This is a genomic window from Streptococcus sp. CP1998 (assembly GCF_041026655.1).
In the GTDB taxonomy this organism is placed as follows: Bacteria; Bacillota; Bacilli; order Lactobacillales; family Streptococcaceae; genus Streptococcus; species Streptococcus dentalis.
Genome location: NZ_CP163380.1, coordinates 1,602,085 through 1,621,278 on the forward strand (window position 1 = coordinate 1,602,085; position 19,194 = coordinate 1,621,278).

Consider the following 19,194-nt stretch of genomic DNA (forward strand, 5'->3'; position numbering starts at 1 on the left):
TTAAAAAAGTTTTGTTCTATTTTAACATCTTTTTCTAGCTATGTATACGCTATATAGTGATAACTCTTCCCTCAAAAGGCGAGGATTACAAAAAGGCCAAGACTTTCGTCTCAACCTTTTAACTGAAAAATAATTGATCTTGGTTTTACAAGATTCCTTTTTCTTTTTGAATCATGAGATCCTTAAGGGAAATCAAGAGGACCGCAAAGAGGATCATAGCCATTCCTATAAAATCAATGGCAAAGAAATGCTCATTCATAATGGCAAAGGCAAAAAATACAGCTGAAATAGGCTCAATAGCTGCAAGAAGGCTACCTTTGACCGGTCCAATCAGAGTTGTCCCTTTCAAAAAGACCGTATAGGCAAATATGGTCCCAATCACCACTAAGCCAACTAAGCCCATTAGATTATCCATGCTATATTGGCCATGAAAAAGTCTTCTTCCCGTGAAGGGAATCATCACAAGCCCTGGAATGAGCATACCGATACCAATCACCAACATACTCCCCCATTTTTGAATTAACTGAATAGGTAGAATGATGTAGAGGGCATAGGCAAAGGCAGAAATAAGTCCCCAAGCTAGCCCCTTAGGAGTGATTGCCAATTGATTGAGTTGACCATGGGTTGCAATGAGAAAGGTCCCTGCAATGGCTAAGATCATCGAAAAGATTTCAGATACTGTCGGAGCTACTCGGTCCTTAACACAAGAATAGGCCAAAACTCCAATAGGACAGAGATATTGCAAAACAGTTGCAGTACCTGCATTAGTCGCATCAATCGCTTCTAAATAAGTCAATTGGGTCATTAACAAACCCAAAAATGCAAATAAAAGCAAGGGGATGTATGACGAGCGGTCTGTTAGAAAGGCCTTTACTTTTTCCTGGTCCGCTAGATAGGCAAGAAGCAGTAGTACAGCTCCTGAAAACACTAAACGAATTGTTGTCAAACCAATTGCTGTAAATCCATGACCCATCAGGTACTGGCCGCAAGCTCCTGATAAACCCCAAGCGATCCCAGCAATCAAGGTCATGAGCGTCCCCTTCATCGTCTTTGACATAGTCCCCTCCCAAATCTGTTCCTTACTTTTATTGTATCACAAAAGGCCGAAACGAAACGTTTCAGCCTTGCTTTATTTCATATAAATTTATTCGCTTATTCAGGTTGAACCAAGATCTTGATTTGGGATTTATCTTGTGTTAATTCAACAAATCCTTCTTCAACGATATTTTCCAATTTGATTTTCTTAGTAACCAATTTTTCAGCAGAGAAGTAGCCTTGTTCCATCAATTCCAAGACTTTAGGGAAGATGTGACGGTAGGCAATAATTCCTTTGAGAGATTTTTCTTGGATGGCGAATTCATTTGGATTGATGCTGGCTTCACGTTCCCAAATCGATACAACCATACATTCCCCAGCTTTATGAACAGCTGCAAGGGCTTGGCCTAAAACAACTGGAACTCCAGTAACTTCATAAGAAACATCTGCTCCACCACCTGTCAAACGATGGATGGCTTCTACGACTGATTCTCCTTCTTCTGGGCGAACAACGATTGCTCCCAATTCTTCTGCTTTGGCTTGACGTTCAGGAGACAATTCAACTGCATAGATTTTTGATGCGCCTGCTGCACGAAGGGCTTCAACAATCAAAAGACCAATTGGTCCCAAACCAAAGATAACAGCTGTATCTCCAGTTTTCAAAGCAGATTGACGAACGGCATACACAGCAACCGCAGCAGGTTCTGTAAGAGCGGCTTGTTCATAGCTCAAGCTATCTGGAATCACATGGACAAGATCACCATCAAGAACACAATATTTAGCAAAACCACCATCTGCAGCGAGTCCGACAAAGTTCAAGTTTGGATCGAGGTTATAATCACCAATTAAGTTGTGCTCTGCAAGAATTGGTTCGATAGTTACACGATCGCCAACTTTGACACGAGTGACATCACTTCCGACTTCGACAATCTCACCAGAGAATTCATGTCCCAAAGTAACCGGTGCTTTTTGACCAGAATAAACATGTTCTTCTGTTGGAATGAAGATCGGTCCATCCAAATATTCATGCAAGTCCGTACCACAGATCCCTGTGAACTTAACTGCCACTTTTACTTGATGTGGTTGTACTTCAGGTACTTCCACTTCTTCGATCCGAACGTCTTTTTCTGCATGCCAGCGAGTCGCTTTCATAGTAGCCATAGGATGATCTCCTTGTTTTCACGTTTTTTAGTTTTCTTTTCAGGAAACTTTATATACTATTGTAAACGTTTTCTTTTTGCTTGTCAAGGAATAACTGAACATGTGAAAAAGCAGCCTTTTGACTGCTCCTTCTTATTTCTTCTTGATCCGAGAGGATTCCAATCCCCATCCCACCATCCAGCCGAGGACCAGGAGATAATTTTCAAGCGCACCGATCCCATTGATCGGCAGATGATAGTGAAAATAACTGAAGAGATGATTAGTACCGATCCCAATCCCACCTAGGATTAGAGCCAATAGAACCGCCCGAAGATAAAACCAATCGTATTTGAGATTGACAGCAATGAGAATTACAAGGACCGCCACATTCCAAATTCCAATCTCCCGTTGCCAACCGACAGAAACACCATATCCCGAATGACTTCCCATATAAGATGGAAAGAATAGCTGGAAGATAATCGCTCCAGACATGGCGATGATAACCAGGACAAATAAGACTCTTAAAAATTTGTTCATGTAACTCCTCCTAATGCCAGTTGATATGTAATGGTCTTTCCTATTCTAACACAATTTTATGGATAGTAAAAACCAACCTCTCGGCTGGTTCTTTATCTATTACTCTTCTTTCAACTTCGCCAATTCTTGAGCAAGTAGTTTAAGTGCTACTTGTGGGTTGGCTTGGCCTTTGGTTGCTTTCATGAGGAAGCCTGTGAAGGCCTTGTCCGCATTCCGTTTCCCTGACTTGAAGTCGGCTACCGCTGCTTCATTGTCTGCAAAGACTTGGTGGATGATTGGGACCAAGACTTCAGGGTCTGAAATCTGTACCAATCCAGCTTTTTCAACGTATTCACGCGCACCGCCACCATTTTTCGCCAAGTGAACGAAGACTTTCTTGGCAATCTTAGATGAAATGGTTCCATCTTCGATGATGGCAATCATTTCGACCAAGTTTTCTGGTGTCAATTTGATTTCTTCCAGCGTCTTACCTTCTGCGTTCAAGAATTGTGCTACTTCCCCTTGGAGCCAGTTAGACACTTGTTTGGCATCGCCACCAAGGGCTACAGCTGCTTCAAAGAAGTCAGAAGTAACTTTCGTCGCTGTCAATTGGTTGGCATCATAATCAGACAAGCCAAGCTCTGCCACGTAGCGAGCACGACGGTCTTTTGGAAACTCTGGCAACTCCGTACGCATTTCCTCAATCCACTCATCTGAAATTTCAAACAAGGGAAGGTCTGGTTCTGGGAAGTAACGGTAATCCGCTGCTCCTTCTTTGACACGCATAAGAATGGTACTCTTGTTGGCTTCATCATAACGACGTGTTTCTTGGCGAATGACACCACCTGAACGCAAGATTTTCGCTTGACGCTCCACTTCGTATTCAAGACCTTTGCGCACGTTTGAGAAGGAGTTCAAGTTTTTCAATTCTGTCTTAGTACCAAATTCCTCTTGACCGTATGGGCGAAGGGAAATGTTGGCATCCACCCGCATCGATCCTTCTTCCATCTTGACGTCTGAAATACCAGTGTACTGGATAACTTCTTTCAAAGCTGTTAAATAAGCGTAAGCTTCTTCTGGAGAACGCATATCTGCTTCAGATACGATTTCGATCAATGGAACCCCTTGACGGTTGAGGTCTACATAAGAGAAGCCGTCTGTCCCGTGCGTGTTCTTACCGGCATCTTCTTCCAAGTGGGCCCGTTCAATCCCGATTTTCTTAGTTGAGCCGTCCTCCAATTGCACTTCAATCCAACCGTTGTAACCGATTGGCTCATCAAATTGAGAAATTTGGTAAGCCTTTGGATTATCAGGGTAGAAATAGTTCTTCCGGTCAAAGTGCATCTTCTTGTGGATGTCCATGTTGAGGGCAAGAGCTGCCTTGATACCAGCATCCACAACACCCTTGTTCAAGACAGGAAGCACCCCTGGGAAAGACCAGTCAATCACATTGGTATTAGCATTTTGCTCGTTCCCAAAGTGAGCAGAGGTTGGTGAGAAAATTTTTGAGTTTGTATTCAATTCAACGTGGACTTCAAGTCCGATGACTGTTTCAAAGTTCATTAATTGTCACCTCCGAAAATAAGGGGTTGTTGCTTGTGGTAATCCGTCGTAGCTTCAAAGGCGTGACTTGGTAGATGGTTTCTTCAGAATACTTCGGACCAATCAACTGCAAACCAACTGGAAGACCTTGCACAAAACCTGCAGGAATCGAAATTCCTGGAAGACCTGCCAAGTTGACTGGAATGGTCAAGAGGTCAGCCAAGTACATGGCAACCGGGTCATGGTTTAGCGAATCCAAATCAAAGGCTACGCTTGGAGCTGTTGGTCCAAGGATGAGGTCGTAATCCGCAAAGACTTTTTCGAAGTCTTGAATAATAAGGGTACGGACTTGGCCAGCTTTCTTATAGTAAGCATCGTAGTAACCAGATGACAAACTAAAGGTACCAAGCATGATCCGGCGTTTAACCTCATCACCAAAGCCTTGGCTACGAGTGTTCACGTAGATATCATCCAAGTTTTTAGCATCTTCCGCACGGAAACCATAGCGAATCCCATCGAAACGTTGCAAGTTTGAAGAAGCTTCAGATGAAGCGATGATGTAGTAAACGGCAACCCCATATTTAGAGTGTGGAAGGCTAACTTCTTCGACAGTTGCTCCCAATTTTTCAAAGTGTTTCGCCGCATTGAGGATGGTTTCTTTGACTTCTGGGTCAATCCCTTCGCCAAGATATTCCTTTGGAAGGGCAATCTTCATGCCTTTAATGTCTTGACCAATCTTAGAAGTAAAATCGGCTACACGAACAGGCGCAGATGTTGAATCCTTGGCATCTTCGCTGGCAATGACATTAAGCAAGAGGGCATTTTCTTTAACGGTTGGAGCGAAAGGTCCAATTTGGTCGAGTGAGCTACCAAAAGCAATGAGACCAAAACGGGAAACTGTTCCATAAGTAGGTTTGAGACCAACAATCCCGTTAAAAGCAGCTGGCTGACGGATAGAACCACCTGTATCTGAACCAAGGGACAAACGGACTTGTCCTGAAGCGACAGAAGCTGCTGAACCACTAGAAGATCCACCAGGCACCTTGCTGTGGTCCCAAGCATTCTTGGTTGGTCCATAGTATGAAGTTTCACCTGATCCACCCATGGCAAATTCATCCATGTTGGTCTTCCCGATGACAATCATATCTTTGGCTTTGGCATTGGCAACAGCTGTCGCATCAAAGATTGGCTCGTAGTTATAGAGCATTTTTGAAGCCGCAGTGGTCAAGATGCCATCTGTTGAGATATTGTCTTTGACAGCAAGTGGAATCCCTGACAAGAGGTTGTCTGCATCGATTCCTTTTTCATCAATAGCCTTAGCTTGCGCAAGGGCCGCTTCTTCGGCCACCGTTACAAAGGCGTTAACTGCTTCTTCACGCGCCGTGATGTCTTCAAGAGTCGCTTGTGTCAATTCGGTTGCTGAAATTTCCTTAGAGACAAGGAGGTCGTGCAACTCTTCAATGGTTTTATGGTTGAATGACATTAGGCATCTCCTCCATCTTCTAGGATAGCTGGTACCTTGATGTAGTAATTATCTTTTTCAGGTACATTTTTAAACAAGCGGTCACGGTCAGTCCCTTTTTCAGCGATATCCGGACGCAATACGGTCTTACGATCCGCCATGGTCGTTGTTGGGGCAACGCCTGTTGTGTCCACTTCTTCCAACAATTCCACCATGTCGACAATTTTCGACAAGGTTGTCGCAAACTCAGCTGTCTCTTCTGGAGAGAATTTCAATTTTGAAAGATTGGCAACGTGGGTTACCTCTTCTTGCGTAATTTTCATCTTGCTTCCTTTCGTGAAATGATGATTTTTCAATACCCTCTATTCTACCATAATTTAGCCTAATTTGCTTGCCTTAGAAAAAATCTGTAGGACTTTTTTGTCACTACAGATTCTTCTTTTTATATTTCTTTTCCGCCTAATTGCCCCATCTCCATTAATGTCTCTTTCCAGACTTCCTGGACGTTAGATGTGAGATAGGAAGAGGCCAAGTCATAAGAAGCCTGGTGAAATGGAGCAAGGTCGCTTTCAAAGAGCTGGACCAGCTTTTCTGCCAACTCTTTCACCAATTGTTCTTCTGGCATTATCTCGCTATAAGGTACCAAAAAGCCATTTTCACCCTCTTTTATAAAAGTTGGATTGCCATAACGGGCATCAAAGCCGAGCAAGACTAACCCTGCTCCAGCCGCCTCCATCAAAGTCAAACCAAAGGTCTCCCACTGAGAAGTGGTGAGGTAAACTTGGTAGCAAGGATAGATCTGCTGAAGATCCGCATGACCGCGTAGGTGAATATAATCTTGTGCTGCAAGCTCCTGAATCAAGTGTCGCAAGTTGTCCGCTTCTCCACCCTTTCCATAAATATCAAACTGAAGGGCTGGAAGTTGTTCATGAGCTTGGGCCACTACTCGAATAGCCAAATCGACGCGTTTTCTTGGATCCAAACGGGAAGCTGTGAGCACACTAAAGGGAGATCTGTCTCCTTGTGATTCCGTCAATTCTTCTAGATGCCCTACCGGAATGCTATAGATTGGAATTCCTTTGCAGCCTTGTTTAGCAAGTGTCTGCTCCAAGACTTCTTTTTGAAGATCCGTCGCCGTGATGAAGTAATCGAAGCGTTTGGCATACTTGAACACATAATAATACTCATAGTTGAGATGTCCATTTTCAAATTCATGCTCCGAATGAAACACCATGGCGAGCTTGGAAGGAGCATCTTTCTCCAACAAAGGGCGGGCAAAATCCATGCGTGAGGCCCGATCAAGCAGAATCAGATCTTCTTCTTTTAACGATAGCTGCAACAAAAAACGTCTCATCACTTCTGTATGGTTGGTCAAAACTTCAGGTTCCAGTTTATAGAGCCAGCTTTCACCCAACCTCAATTCTTCAAAAGCGATACTTCCATCTTGATTGTGATAGGTTCGTCTGAGTATCCTACCATATTGAAAATACTCTGTAGCAAGTTTACAAGCTCCATAATACTCTCGTTTGATCATATTTCCCGCTAAAAGATAGTCTACATAGCGGACACAGTCTGGATGATAGGGATCCAAATGAAAGGTTAGTTCGTTTTTATCCGCAAATTGGTAGCGAATGGCTCCTTCCGTTTTTTCAATAGTATCTAAACGAGTCAGTTGAAACTCCATTTGCAAGTCCCCCACTGTCTTTTGAGGAACACTGGTTTTTTGATCTGTAAATGTCAGATGAGCAAAGAGTAATTCCTCATCCCGGTGCCCCAAAGAGAGGTAATAGGCTAATTTTTCTGGAGTGGGCCATGTGGTAAAGACAAACTTCGCTGTCACTCCCAAGCCCCGGAGTATCTTTGCCCGAGAGGCTTGTGCAACATCGACCCCATTGGGTTCATATCCTACTAATAGATTAAAGGTATAAATGGTCATCCTAGACCTCCCTCTAATCGATTAAAAAGCTCTCCCAAAACTTCTTTTTTAGGCAGTTCTAAGATTCGTGCTTGCTCTCTTAACATTTCTTTGAAAGCCTCTGGATGCTGGAGCAATATTTCTAGTTGCTGTTTCATTTCTTCGACTGTATCTGTGATCGTGCTCAATTCTTTATAGGCTTCATCATGAACCGTACTCTTCAAACCAAACAAGACTTGCTCATTTTCAAGAGCCTGAAGACTACTGCTCCACACTTCTCCTCCCTGGTTGCAATCCAGATAAATAGAGCAACTGGATAACAACTCCTCATATTTTCCCAGTGAAATCCCTGGATAGAGGCGCACATTGAAGCAACTCGCTAAATCTGTTAATTTCGGACCCATGGCCGTCAAAGCAGCAACGTGAAAGGTCACTTGTGGGAATTGATGGACCAAGCTAGATAAGCCTTCGACCTCTTGAGAAGCCGTCATGACTAGAGCTTCTGGTTGAAAACTTTCCTGCTCCACATCTACTAGCCCTGACAAGACTGTGATCCCGTCTTTTCTCTCACTCAATAGACCATCTTCTAACAATAAAATCTGGTCAACATGCTCTTTGATCTCATCTAGATCATGAGTTTCTCGTGCACAGTAGGCTAGTCTTTCTTTAGGTATCTCTTTCACAACATCTAGCAATGTCTTATCCAACAAAAGAATAGCTTCATTTTCGGGCAAGAGTTGTTTCAGAACAACTCTTTGTAGCTCTTCCTTATTAGCATACAGGTGATCAAGTCCTTTAGAAGGTTGATGCAAAAAGATTCCTTGTGAGACAAAGTGAAGCAGGACTTCTTCTTGCTGACGGTTCAAATAAATATCTAAATATGGTTGACCAGCTTCCGTTAGGAGACTCCGTTTGCTTCTCCAGCCATAGCGGTTGTATACATCAATGGATACGACCTCTTCTCCCTGACCAAACCACTCCACTCTTTCAACCGTTCGTGACAAAATATCCTCTCGCAAAACCACGTTGGCGCGCCGTTCCTCACCATCAAAAAGATAGGTTGTGATCCCCAGGGTCCAACATTCCCATAATTCTGGGACTGCTAAATCATTGAAAAATAATGGTTTCCCAACTTTTGATGTTGGGTCTTTTTGGGTAAAAAAGGTCGCAAGACTATCTGTCTGTTCAGCTAAATCAGTTTCCAGATTGGTCACAAATACTCGATAGGTCTGGCCAAGTTTGTCCAATAATCTTTGCAAACGATCCAGCTCTTTGGTCTGCTCTGGTGCAATAATGAACATGCTGATCCTTTCTCGTCAATAATTAGTTAGCCTAGGTTTTCAATGAAACCGAGGTTGATCACCACACGCTCATAGGTTTCTGACCCTTGCAAACCTGCTTCCTCTAATTTTTCAAGGGCCCGTTTCAAGCGCGTTTTGTAGATATAGCGATGCCAGGTCAAATCATAGCCCAACATCCCCAGTAGAGCCAATTTTTCTTGCTTAGCTTCCATCTCATCGACGACTCGCTTTTCTGTCCAAACCTGGGACAGAGTATCTGCACGGCCCACGCGATACCAATAAATACATTTTTCCGTATGAACTACCCGATGGGCTTTTAAGAAGAGCTTATACATCAGGAAGTTATCCTCGACATTTTTTCCAACCGGAAAACGAAGCCCTTCAAATAAGCTACGCTTATAGAGCTTCATCATGGCACAAGCCCAGGCCATATCTCTGGTCTCCTGGATAGCATCGTGGTCCATGATCTCGCGCCCCTCATAAAGAGTCTCTGAATAATCGTCGTCCGTTACCTTAATCAAGTATTTTCTACTACTGTCATCATAGAGGTTATAGTTGGCTACTGAAACATCCGCACCATACTTTTGAAGTTGACGATAGAGCACTTCTACATAGTCCTCCGTCACCCAGTCATCTGGATCAATAAAGGTGATGTAATCACCAGTTGCTAGCTCAATCCCTGTATTTCGAGCAGCAGATAAACCCCCATTTTCTTGGCGAACGTAGCGGATGCGCGCATCCTGCCTAAAAAATTCTTTACAGATCTCTTCTGACTGGTCTGGTGAACCATCATTGACCAGGATAATTTCCAAATGAGGGTAGGTCTGATGGATAACCGTTTCCAAACATTGTCTCAAATAAGCTTCTACATTATAGATGGGAATGATGATACTCACTACTTCATTTGTTTCCATGCTTCTTCTCATTTCTCTTTAAATAATCGCGAATCGCTGCCACCATCTCCTGCACCTGGTCATCCGCAAACACTTGGTTCTCACCATTTTCCACATGATTCGTTCCTTCAAAAGAAAATATGGGAAGGCCTTGTTGACTGAGCGTTTGCGTAATTTGATCTACCTCATCATAAGGATTGATATCCAGGTAAAAATCCAATTTTTCTAGGACCTTTCGACTGGTCAAGGGATCAAAAGAGGGATAAAGAAAGAGGTTGGGATAGCGTTCCAATTGCACCAAGTTAAAACCAAAATGGCTATGGGCAAGGACATGAATCGCTACGTCTGGCAATTCTTTTAACAAAGTCTCCAACTCGTAGATATCTGCTGTATGGGTATAAATGGCGGCATGATAAGGAAATTCTCCCACTAGATCTGGATAGGTTTGCTTTAAAATTGGTTTTCGAAGCAAAATTTCCTCCCAAGAGAGGGCATAGTAAAACCACCATAATTCACGAAAACGATTGAAGCGTTTAGAGGTCCATGGTTTATTATGAGAGGTATAATGAACGACCGCGGGAATCCCTTGAAAGGCATCGTACCAGTCTAAATCTCCATAGTGATATTGATCCTTATCAGACCCTACTTGTAGATTATAGGTCCAAGGTAAAGGGTACCACGCATCTTTGAAATACAGATTCAAAATTCCTTGGTCTCCGTATACATGCTGATGGTACTCGCGAGTAAGGTCAAAAAGTGCCTCTGTCACTTGGTGCTCTTGCCACCAAACCCTATCAATCACCAAAAGTCCAGCATTAAAACCATCTGTCGTCGTCGGCTTATCTACCACTGCCCCCAGTCCATGACCTTTTAAATCGACCTCAAACAAAGGCGATAAATCCTGTGTAAAGATCATGTCACAATCCAGATAAAGGATCCGCTTTTCCTCCACAATCTCTGGAATAGCGTAACGGAAATAGGTTGCATAGTGAATATGGTTACTTGGAAGCGAGAAGGACTGGAATTGCTCGGGAGACATCCGACAATTGATCACTTCTGAATCCAACTGGCGCAAGCGCTGATTCATGATAGCAAACCACTCTGTTGGTAGATCTTCATTTAAAACATAAATTTTCAACCGGTCCTGATGGGCGCACAATGACTTCATAGCGGTTTCCAATTTTTCCATATAAGATAGATCGGCTGAAAAGACGACAGCTTTTTTATTCATAACTCCCCCTTATATTCTTCCATTAGAATACCATTTTCGAGAGAGGAAGACAATCTCTAAGCCCTAAAAAGAGGTCCAGACAAATGTCTACGACCTCTTTTACATTGTTTTCTTATTTTGTGTCTAATACAGCAAGTGCATCGTCGACCAAGCTTGCCCCTAAGACATGCTTGAAATGATTCAAGGCAAACTGATGATTTTCAGGAGTAAGTGACGCCACTGCAGGTTCCACGACTTCGATCTGATAGCCGAGATTATATGCATCAACCGCAGTATGGAGGACGCAGATATCGGTCAAGACACCTGTCAAAATAACGGTATCTACATGACGTTCCCTCAGGCGGATATCTAGGTCCGTTCCTGAAAAAGCAGAATAATGACGTTTATCCATCCAAAAAACTCGTGGATCCGCTTTGTGCTCCCGATAAAAATCTGCCAAAGGGCCGTACAAATCACGTCCGCTGGTCCCAATGATATTATGAGGTGGGAAGAGCTTGCTTTCAGGATGAAATGGATCCTCTACATCATGCGCATCAATGGCAAAAAAGATATAGGCTCCTTGGTCAAAGGCCAATTGGGTCACCTGAGCAATAGTCTCAGAAATGGCTTGTGCAGGAGCACCTGCCGTAAGCTTACCATCATCTGCTACGAAATCGACAGTATAGTCAATTGAAATCAAAGCTTTAGTCATTAGTAATCTCTTTTCTTAATTTCCTCAAAGATATCTGGAATCAACACTTTGAGATAGGTTCCCTTCATTCCAAGTGAACGGCTTTCAATAATACCAGCTGACTCCAATTTCCGAAGTGCATTGACAATCACAGAGCGGGTAATGCCAATCCGATCCGCGATGATAGAAGCAGTCAACTGCCCCTCATTTCCTTTCAATTCACTAAGGATGGCAGAAACAGCCCGCAACTCAGAGTAAGACAAGGTATTGACAGCCATATTCACCGCTGTCCGACGACGAATATTCTTCTCGTCTTCCTCGCGTTGGTAGTTCAACATTTGAATCCCTACCACGGTACTCGCAATCTCAACCAAGATCAAATCATCATCATCAAACTCTTTATCATTCCGCCAAATGATCAAAGACCCCAAACGAATCCCAGAAACATGAATGGGCGCAATGGTCGTCAATCCATCAGGAAATACAGACTTGGTCTCAATTGGAAAGACCGTCAAATCATGCTCGATGGGAAGGTTTGCTTCCGTATCATAAACTAAGCTTGCTGCTTTAGCATAATCTTCTGGTAATTTTTTATTTTGAAAGAAAGCTTCTACCCGGTCATTGTTGGTCTTGTAACGCATGAAATAACCAAGGAGGGTTCCTTTGCTATTAATGATACAGGCATTACAGTGAATAATATCCGCCAATTGCTGAGCAATATCATTGTAAGGCATCTCAGCCTGCAACTGTTCATCTGTCCGTTTCAAGATAGATGTAATTTTTCGTGTCTTTTCTAATAAATTTGCCATAATAAACCTCGCATATAGTCAGCTCAAGTATATCATATAAGTGTGGGAATTTCAATCGAATTATCTGAAAATTATTTATTTTTTCTACAATTATGCGCAATTCAGAAAAATATCGATTCGATGACATGGATTTTATAGAATGAATCAAAAAAAGATTGAAGACTTTTCTCTTCAATCCTTTATCTAATTAGCGTTTGTATTGTTTCAAGAAACGAGTCATTTTTTCTTGAATTTGAGCCAACTCATCGACACGTGGAAGGTAAACGATCCGGAAGTGATCTGGATCTTTCCAGTTAAAGCCATGACCATGAACCAAGAGAATTTTTTCTTGCTTCAAGAACTCTAAAACAAATTGTTCATCATCATCCACGCGGTACATGTCCCGATCAATCTTAGGGAAGATATAGAGACCAGCCTTTGGCTTAACAGCTGAGAGGCCTGGAATATCATTGATGGCTTTGTAGATAAAATTGCGTTGTTCGTAGATTCGACCACCTGGAAGCAAGAGTTCATCCACTGATTGGTAGCCTCCAAGAGAGGTTTGCACAACATGTTGAGACAAAACATTTGAACAAAGACGCATATTGGACAACATGTTCAAGCCTTCAATATAGCCCTTCACATGATGCTTCGGACCAGACAGAACCATCCAACCAACACGGAAACCGGCAATCCGGTGAGATTTTGACAAGCCATTCATACTTACACAGAAGAGATCAGGTGCTAAGCTTGCAATAGCCGTGTGTTTTTCACCATCCATGACCAAGCGATCGTAAATTTCATCTGCGAAGATAATCAAGTTATTTTGGCGAGCGATCTCCACAATCTCAAGCAGGATCTCATCTGGATAGAGGGCACCTGTTGGGTTATTCGGGTTGATAACAACGATAGCTTTAGTGTTTGAGGTGATTTTCGACTTGATATCCTCGATATCTGGGTACCAGTTTGCTTCTTCATCACAAAGATAGTGAACCGCATTCCCACCAGCTAGGCTGACAGCTGCTGTCCAAAGAGGATAGTCCGGCATGGGAACTAAGACCTCATCCCCATTGTCGAGCAGTCCTTGCATCGACATGACGATCAGCTCACTTACTCCATTCCCAAGATAAATATCATCAATATCCACATTTGGAATTCTTTTCAACTGGCAATACTGCATAATGGCCTTGCGGGCTGAAAAGATTCCTTTTGAATCCGAATAGCCTTCACTATCACGCGCATTCATGATCAAATCATGGATGACTTCATCTGGAGCTGTAAAGCCAAATTCAGCAGGGTTCCCTGTATTCAAACGAAGAATTTTTTCTCCATTTGCTCGCATGCGCATGGCTTCTTCCAAGACTGGACCACGAATATCGTAAGCGACATGTTCGAGTTTGCTTGATTTATTATATTCCTTCATATTCTGCCTCGATTCACGAAATTATCTCTATTATACCACTAGTTCAAATAGAGTACAAACCGAGGACTTTAAAAATTCAGCAAAAATATAGCAGAAAAACGAGACTTTACCTTTACATTCTGCCCTAAAAGGGATAAAATATAAGTGTATAAGGAATAGGATTCCTTTCTATTCTATCCATGTTTTCAAGCTATAAGGAGGTAGGATTATGTCTCAAAAATACGAAAACATTATGGTCGCTGTCGACGGTTCCCATGAAGCAGAATTAGCCTTTGAAAAAGGGGTTAATGTTTCTCTTCGCAACGGCTCTAAATTGACCATTGTCCACGTCATCGATACCCGTGCCCTTCAAAGCGTCTCAACTTTTGATGCTGAGGTCTACGAAGAATTGCAAGAAGAAGCCAATGAATTGCTCAAAGGCTACCAGGAACGTGCTGAAAAAGTCGGCGTTCAAAATGTTGCGACTGTTGTAGAAATGGGAAATCCAAAGGTCCTCTTGGCTAATGATATCCCAAGTAAAGAAGGGGTTGACCTTATTATGGTCGGAGCTACCGGACTCAATGCCTTCGAACGGTTAATGGTCGGATCCTCCTCAGAATATATCCTTCGCCACGCTAAAGTAGACTTACTAGTGGTACGTGATAAGGATAAAACCATGTAAGAAAGAAAAAGTTTGGAACAAAAGTTCCAAACTTTTTTAGTTGTCTTTTTTTGCTTCTTTTTGTTTTGCATGTTTTTCGTAGGCCTTGAGCTGGCGATCGAGTTCTTTTTTGATGGCTGGTTCCGGGGCGTATTTTTCTTCCCAATCATCTGGCTTCAGAATTTTGTGGCTTACTGGATCAAAGTGCGCCTTTCCATCTGGGAAAATCTTGCCCATATTGGCCCGATGAACAATCTCAAAGACCTCTTCAGGATCAACTCCCATTAGAACAAAGCTACCATAAGTCAGATATAAGGTATCGATTAAGGCATCAACCTGCCCCACCATGGAAATTTCAGCTGGATGCTTGCTACGAACCTTATCTGCAGCCTTATCCAAAGCTTCGTGAAGGGCTGCTACCGAGCGATCGAATTCTTCCTCACTTGAGCTAGCTGCTCGGACAAATTCCACTAATTCCTCTTGCTTGAACATGGTCCGATAGAGGGCATCTTGGGGTTGCCAGACAACTGGTTTCTCCTGGGTTTTCCCATCCATCACTCCATGGAAGGTTTTGACCTTATTGAAGTGATCATCCTTAGAAAGAAAGAGTTCTTTCTCTGAGAGAATACCAAAGTGCTGTAGGGCCTTTTGAATGCCATCCTTGTCATTGCTGGTCGTGGTATGCTTGGCAATCGCCTTAACACTTGTCGTCCCATTTCCCATCGCAATAGACAAGCCAACACCTGAAAGCATCTCTAAGTCATTATCAGAATCTCCAAAAGCCATCACTTCATCGATGTCAAAGCCAAATCCCTGACCAACGATGCGGATCCCTTCTAACTTGGAAATCCCTGGGTTGAGGACATCTGCTGCAAATGGGCTAGACCGCGTGAATTTCAGATGTGGAAACTCTTTTTCAATTTTTGCAGTCTCTTCTGGACTCGATAAGATCAACACTTGGTAGATTGGTTCTTGCGCTAGTGCATAGAGGGTATCCTGATCTTGTGGGATGACCTTGCTAACCACTTTGTTAAATCCTCGACTGACTGTACGGGCCATTTTGCGGGGCACAAAACGACTAGACCAGGTTGAAATAGGACTCATCCCAAAACTCATGATCCGAGAACCAAATACCCCATCCTTGGTACCGAGAGCAATTTCCTTACGGTGTTCTCGAGCATAGTCAATTAGTTGGTGCAGACTCTTTTTATCGATTGGGCTAGTATACAGCACGCGGTCCTTGGTCAAAATATACTGACCATTATAGGTCACTGCAAAATCAAAACCATAGCGTTCCATAAACGGTTTGACAAAGGCCGGTCCCCGCCCTGTCGCAAGGCCTACATAGATCCCTTCTTCCTTTAAAGACTGAATGGCTTTTTCTGTTGATTTTAGGACCGCTCGACTATCATTAACCAAGGTTCCATCGATATCAAAAAAGACTGCTTTTATTTCCATGTCTACTGTTTCTTTCTTTTTATGATAAAATAAATTATATCACATATTCCAAGGAGCTTCACATGTTTAAGAAAATTTTAGCACTACATACCGGAGGGACCATTTCGATGGCAGCAGATGACTCTGGGGCAGTGATTACCAATGAAGTCAATCCCATGACCCAAGTTACTTCACCAATTGAAGGAATTGCAGTCACCTCGGAGGACTTCTTCAACCTTCCCAGCCCTCAAATGACCCCCCGTCACATGTTAGCCCTATATCAAAAAATCAAAGAGGAAGCTCACAACTATGATGGCATCGTTATTACCCACGGGACAGATACGCTGGAAGAAACGGCTTATTTCTTGGATACCATGAAGTTACTCGAGATCGCTGTGGTCATTACAGGAGCTATGCGAAGCTCCAACGAGCTCGGAAGCGATGGTGTCTACAATTTTCTGACAGCCCTTCGAGTAGCTGCCGATCCGAAAGCACGCGATAAAGGTGTCTTAGTCGTCATGAACGATGAAATTCATGCGGCTAAGTACGTCACCAAAACCCATACCACAAATGTCAGCACCTTTCAGACACCAACCCACGGCCCACTGGGGTTGGTCATGAAAAAGGAAATCCTCTTCTTTAAAACAGCCGAGCCAAGGGTGCGCTTTGATCTCGAAACCATCGATGGTTTCGTTCCGATCATTGCTACCTACGCAGGGATGAAAACCGATCTGCTAGACATGCTGGATCTTTCAAAGCTCGATGGCCTCATTATCGAAGCCTTTGGAGCAGGAAACATCCCTAAAGAAACGGCACATAAACTCCAAGAATTCATGGATGCAGGCCTTCCAATCGCTTTAGTATCCCGTTGCTTCAATGGAATCGCTGAACCCGTCTACGCATATGAAGGAGGAGGCGTCCAACTCCATCAAGCAGGTGTCTTTTTCATCAAAGAATTAAATGCCCCCAAAGCACGCATCAAACTCCTCATCGCCCTCAATGCCGGCCTAAAAGGACAAGAACTCAAAGACTATATCGAAGGGTAAAGTAAGATACAAAGCCCGTAAAATGCAATCTTAAAGGGAGTAGAGTGGAATCCAAAGAATTTCCACTCTACTCCCTTTTTATATGTTAGTCTAAATGTTCTTTCTTTTCTAAGTAAAGCGAGAGCAAATGCCAATCGGGGTGTTCGCGCCAATCTGGCGTGGCTACAATCTTGCTGGCGACTTTCCGCGCTTCTTCCAGAATGGGATAATCTTCTACCAAATCCGCCACTTGAAATTCTGGAATCCCAGATTGACGGGTTCCAAAGATTTCACCTGAACCTCGCATTTTCAAATCTTCTTCCGCCAGCACAAACCCATTGGTTGTCTCTGTCATGATTTTCATGCGCTGCTTGCCACTATCTGTCTTAGGATTGGCTACTAGAATAGCATAGGATTGCTTGTTTCCCCGACCAACCCGACCTCGAAGCTGGTGAAGCTGGCTAAGACCAAACCGATCTGCATCCATAATGACCATAACGGTTGCATTGGGTACGTTGACTCCTACTTCAATAACGGTCGTAGACACCAAAACATCAATGTGGTGCTCTTTAAAGGACTGCATGATAGCATCTTTTTCTTCACTTTTCATCTTCCCGTGAAGAAGAGAAACGCGTGCTCGCTGACCAAAGAAGGCCTCTAGCTCTTCTTGGAGGGCAAGGGCGTTTTTCAAATCTAGCGCCTCTGACTCTTCAATCAATGGAGAAATAAAATAAGCTTGAGAACCTTTGCCAAGTTCTTTGACTAACCAGTCGAGGACCACTTCTAACTGCTCATGCTTGACCCAACGTGTGATGATTTCCTTTCGTCCAGCAGGCATCTGGTCAATGATGGACACATCCATATCTCCAAAGGCTGTAATAGCCAAGGTCCGGGGAATAGGGGTAGCCGTCATCATCAGGACGTCTGGATTTTGTCCTTTTTCTCGAAGGATACGGCGCTGGGAAACCCCAAAACGGTGCTGTTCATCAATAATGACCAAGCCTAGATCTTGGTAGTGAACTCCCTCTTGAATCAAGGCATGTGTCCCCACAATCAGTTGAGCTGTTCCTGAGGCGATCTCTTCTATGACTTCTCGTTTCTCAGCCGCCTTTAATCCTCCTGTTAAAAGGGCAATTGGCAAGTCAGGAAAAAGATTTTGCAAGCTTTCCTTGTGTTGCTCTGCCAAAATCTCCGTTGGAACCATCAAGGTCGCTTGCTTCCCAGCGCTTAAGGCCGCATACATGGCAAGACCGGCCACGACTGTCTTCCCGCTTCCCACATCCCCTTGCAAGAGGCGGTTCATATGATAAGAAGAAGCCATATCTGTCAAGATTTCATTCAAGCTGTTTTCTTGAGCTTGCGTTAGCTCAAAGGGAAGCTGTTTTTTTCGTTCTGCTAATTTTTCTGGATTCCAGGCCAAGGAAATCCCTTGGCTGGCATCGTGATTTTCTTCTTTTAGCACTTGGAGTTGCAGCTGGAAAAAGAGGAGCTCTTCAAATTTTACCCGGCGAAGAGCTTGCTTGTACTCTGCCAGATCCTTAGGAAAATGCATAGCTTGTACTGCTTGGGAACGAGACATGAGTTGATAACGCTCTCGTAAGATTTGGGGTACATTCTCTTCTAAAAGCTGCTCCAAACCCTGGTCGAATGCTATTTTGATCAATTTCACCAGGCTGTTTTGGCTGACTCCTTGCGTCACTCGATAGACTGGCTGCAAATCATCTTCCACTTGAGCCAGGAGCTTCATTCCTGTCAAACTCCCCTTGGCCTTGTCCCATTTCCCAAAAATCGCCACTGTCTGCTGGACCTCGATTTTATCTGCTAGATAGGGTTGGTTAAAAAAATTAACCGCAATCACTTGGTCTCCCTGTTTGATCGAAAAACGCAAGCGGTTTCGTTTGTAGCCATAATATTGAACATTGGCTGGTGTTGCTACCACCCCAGAGATGACGGCTTTTTCCCCATCTTCTAACTCTAAAACATTGCGCGTTTTGAAGTCTTCATAACGAAAGGGGAAATACAAGAGCAGATCTTCTAAGGTTTCAATTCCTAACTTTTTAAATTTTTCCGCCGATTTTGGACCGACTCCAGGCAGTACGGATAAGGGTTGGTGTAGATTCATTTCTCCTCCTTTCTTTTATAAAAAAGCAGGTCCATCCGGGAAAATCCCACCTGC

At 43.4% G+C, this 19,194-nt stretch carries 16 protein-coding genes and 1 pseudogene; 2 read left to right on the top strand and 15 right to left on the bottom strand.

The window, feature by feature from the left end; genetic code table 11:
* Nucleotides 1-145 precede the first annotated feature (145 nt).
* The 13 genes and pseudogenes from AB4X21_RS08170 to AB4X21_RS08230 form a co-directional block, all read right to left on the bottom strand.
* A complete protein-coding gene (locus tag AB4X21_RS08170) occupies nt 146-1,057 on the bottom strand; it encodes a DMT family transporter (RefSeq protein ID WP_320911220.1) in 912 nt (303 codons plus the stop codon).
* Nucleotides 1,058-1,152: 95 nt separating this feature from the next.
* Nucleotides 1,153-2,196 carry a 2,3-butanediol dehydrogenase gene (locus AB4X21_RS08175; protein WP_369087790.1) on the bottom strand — a complete coding sequence of 348 codons (1,044 nt, stop codon included), beginning with the start codon at nt 2,194-2,196 and terminating at the stop codon, nt 1,153-1,155.
* A gap of 132 nt (nt 2,197-2,328) precedes the next feature.
* A complete protein-coding gene (locus AB4X21_RS08180) occupies nt 2,329-2,712 on the bottom strand; it encodes a hypothetical protein (RefSeq protein ID WP_155126535.1) in 384 nt (127 codons plus the stop codon).
* Nucleotides 2,713-2,811: 99 nt separating this feature from the next.
* Nucleotides 2,812-4,254: an Asp-tRNA(Asn)/Glu-tRNA(Gln) amidotransferase subunit GatB gene (gatB, locus tag AB4X21_RS08185; protein WP_155126532.1), complete on the bottom strand. Its 1,443-nt coding sequence runs from the start codon at nt 4,252-4,254 to the stop codon at nt 2,812-2,814.
* Nucleotides 4,254-5,716: pseudogene (gene gatA / locus AB4X21_RS08190) on the bottom strand (Asp-tRNA(Asn)/Glu-tRNA(Gln) amidotransferase subunit GatA). Before gatA ends, gatB begins: the two are co-directional and overlap by 1 nt.
* Nucleotides 5,716-6,018, bottom strand: coding sequence for an Asp-tRNA(Asn)/Glu-tRNA(Gln) amidotransferase subunit GatC (gene gatC / locus AB4X21_RS08195; RefSeq protein ID WP_070575453.1), 303 nt, complete (start codon nt 6,016-6,018; stop codon nt 5,716-5,718). Before gatC ends, gatA begins: the two are co-directional and overlap by 1 nt.
* 119 nt (nt 6,019-6,137) lie before the next feature.
* Entirely contained in the window at nt 6,138-7,631 is a 1,494-nt protein-coding gene (locus AB4X21_RS08200) for a glycosyltransferase (protein ID WP_155126526.1), read from the bottom strand.
* Nucleotides 7,628-8,911: an accessory Sec system glycosyltransferase GtfB gene (locus AB4X21_RS08205; RefSeq protein ID WP_155126523.1), complete on the bottom strand. Its 1,284-nt coding sequence runs from the start codon at nt 8,909-8,911 to the stop codon at nt 7,628-7,630. Before AB4X21_RS08205 ends, AB4X21_RS08200 begins: the two co-directional genes overlap by 4 nt.
* 26 nt (nt 8,912-8,937) lie before the next feature.
* Nucleotides 8,938-9,825, bottom strand: coding sequence for a glycosyltransferase family 2 protein (locus tag AB4X21_RS08210; RefSeq protein WP_155126520.1), 888 nt, complete (start codon nt 9,823-9,825; stop codon nt 8,938-8,940).
* Nucleotides 9,812-11,035, bottom strand: coding sequence for a glycosyltransferase (locus tag AB4X21_RS08215; protein ID WP_151378702.1), 1,224 nt, complete (start codon nt 11,033-11,035; stop codon nt 9,812-9,814). Before AB4X21_RS08215 ends, AB4X21_RS08210 begins: the two co-directional genes overlap by 14 nt.
* A gap of 112 nt (nt 11,036-11,147) precedes the next feature.
* The gene (locus tag AB4X21_RS08220) at nt 11,148-11,726 is read right to left on the bottom strand and encodes a cysteine hydrolase family protein (protein WP_151378703.1); all 579 of its coding nucleotides are present in this window, start codon (nt 11,724-11,726) and stop codon (nt 11,148-11,150) included.
* Nucleotides 11,726-12,514, bottom strand: a complete 789-nt coding sequence (gene codY / locus AB4X21_RS08225; RefSeq protein WP_320911216.1) for a GTP-sensing pleiotropic transcriptional regulator CodY — start codon at nt 12,512-12,514, stop codon at nt 11,726-11,728. Before codY ends, AB4X21_RS08220 begins: the two co-directional genes overlap by 1 nt.
* 187 nt (nt 12,515-12,701) lie before the next feature.
* The gene (locus tag AB4X21_RS08230; protein ID WP_369087791.1) at nt 12,702-13,916 is read right to left on the bottom strand and encodes a pyridoxal phosphate-dependent aminotransferase; all 1,215 of its coding nucleotides are present in this window, start codon (nt 13,914-13,916) and stop codon (nt 12,702-12,704) included.
* A gap of 208 nt (nt 13,917-14,124) precedes the next feature.
* Here AB4X21_RS08230 and AB4X21_RS08235 point away from each other — a divergent pair, with 208 nt between their 5' ends.
* Nucleotides 14,125-14,577, top strand: coding sequence for a universal stress protein (locus AB4X21_RS08235; protein WP_003013310.1), 453 nt, complete (start codon nt 14,125-14,127; stop codon nt 14,575-14,577).
* A 36-nt stretch (nt 14,578-14,613) separates the two neighbouring features.
* On the opposite strand, the gene AB4X21_RS08240 is transcribed toward AB4X21_RS08235, so the two are convergent.
* Nucleotides 14,614-16,014 (bottom strand): Cof-type HAD-IIB family hydrolase, encoded by a 1,401-nt coding sequence (locus AB4X21_RS08240; protein ID WP_320911215.1) that lies wholly within the window; start codon nt 16,012-16,014, stop codon nt 14,614-14,616.
* Between the two features lie 62 nt (nt 16,015-16,076).
* Here AB4X21_RS08240 and AB4X21_RS08245 point away from each other — a divergent pair, with 62 nt between their 5' ends.
* Entirely contained in the window at nt 16,077-17,039 is a 963-nt protein-coding gene (locus tag AB4X21_RS08245; protein WP_320911214.1) for an asparaginase, read from the top strand.
* A gap of 85 nt (nt 17,040-17,124) precedes the next feature.
* On the opposite strand, the gene recG is transcribed toward AB4X21_RS08245, so the two are convergent.
* Nucleotides 17,125-19,140, bottom strand: coding sequence for an ATP-dependent DNA helicase RecG (gene recG, locus AB4X21_RS08250; RefSeq protein ID WP_369087792.1), 2,016 nt, complete (start codon nt 19,138-19,140; stop codon nt 17,125-17,127).
* Nucleotides 19,141-19,194 lie beyond the last annotated feature (54 nt).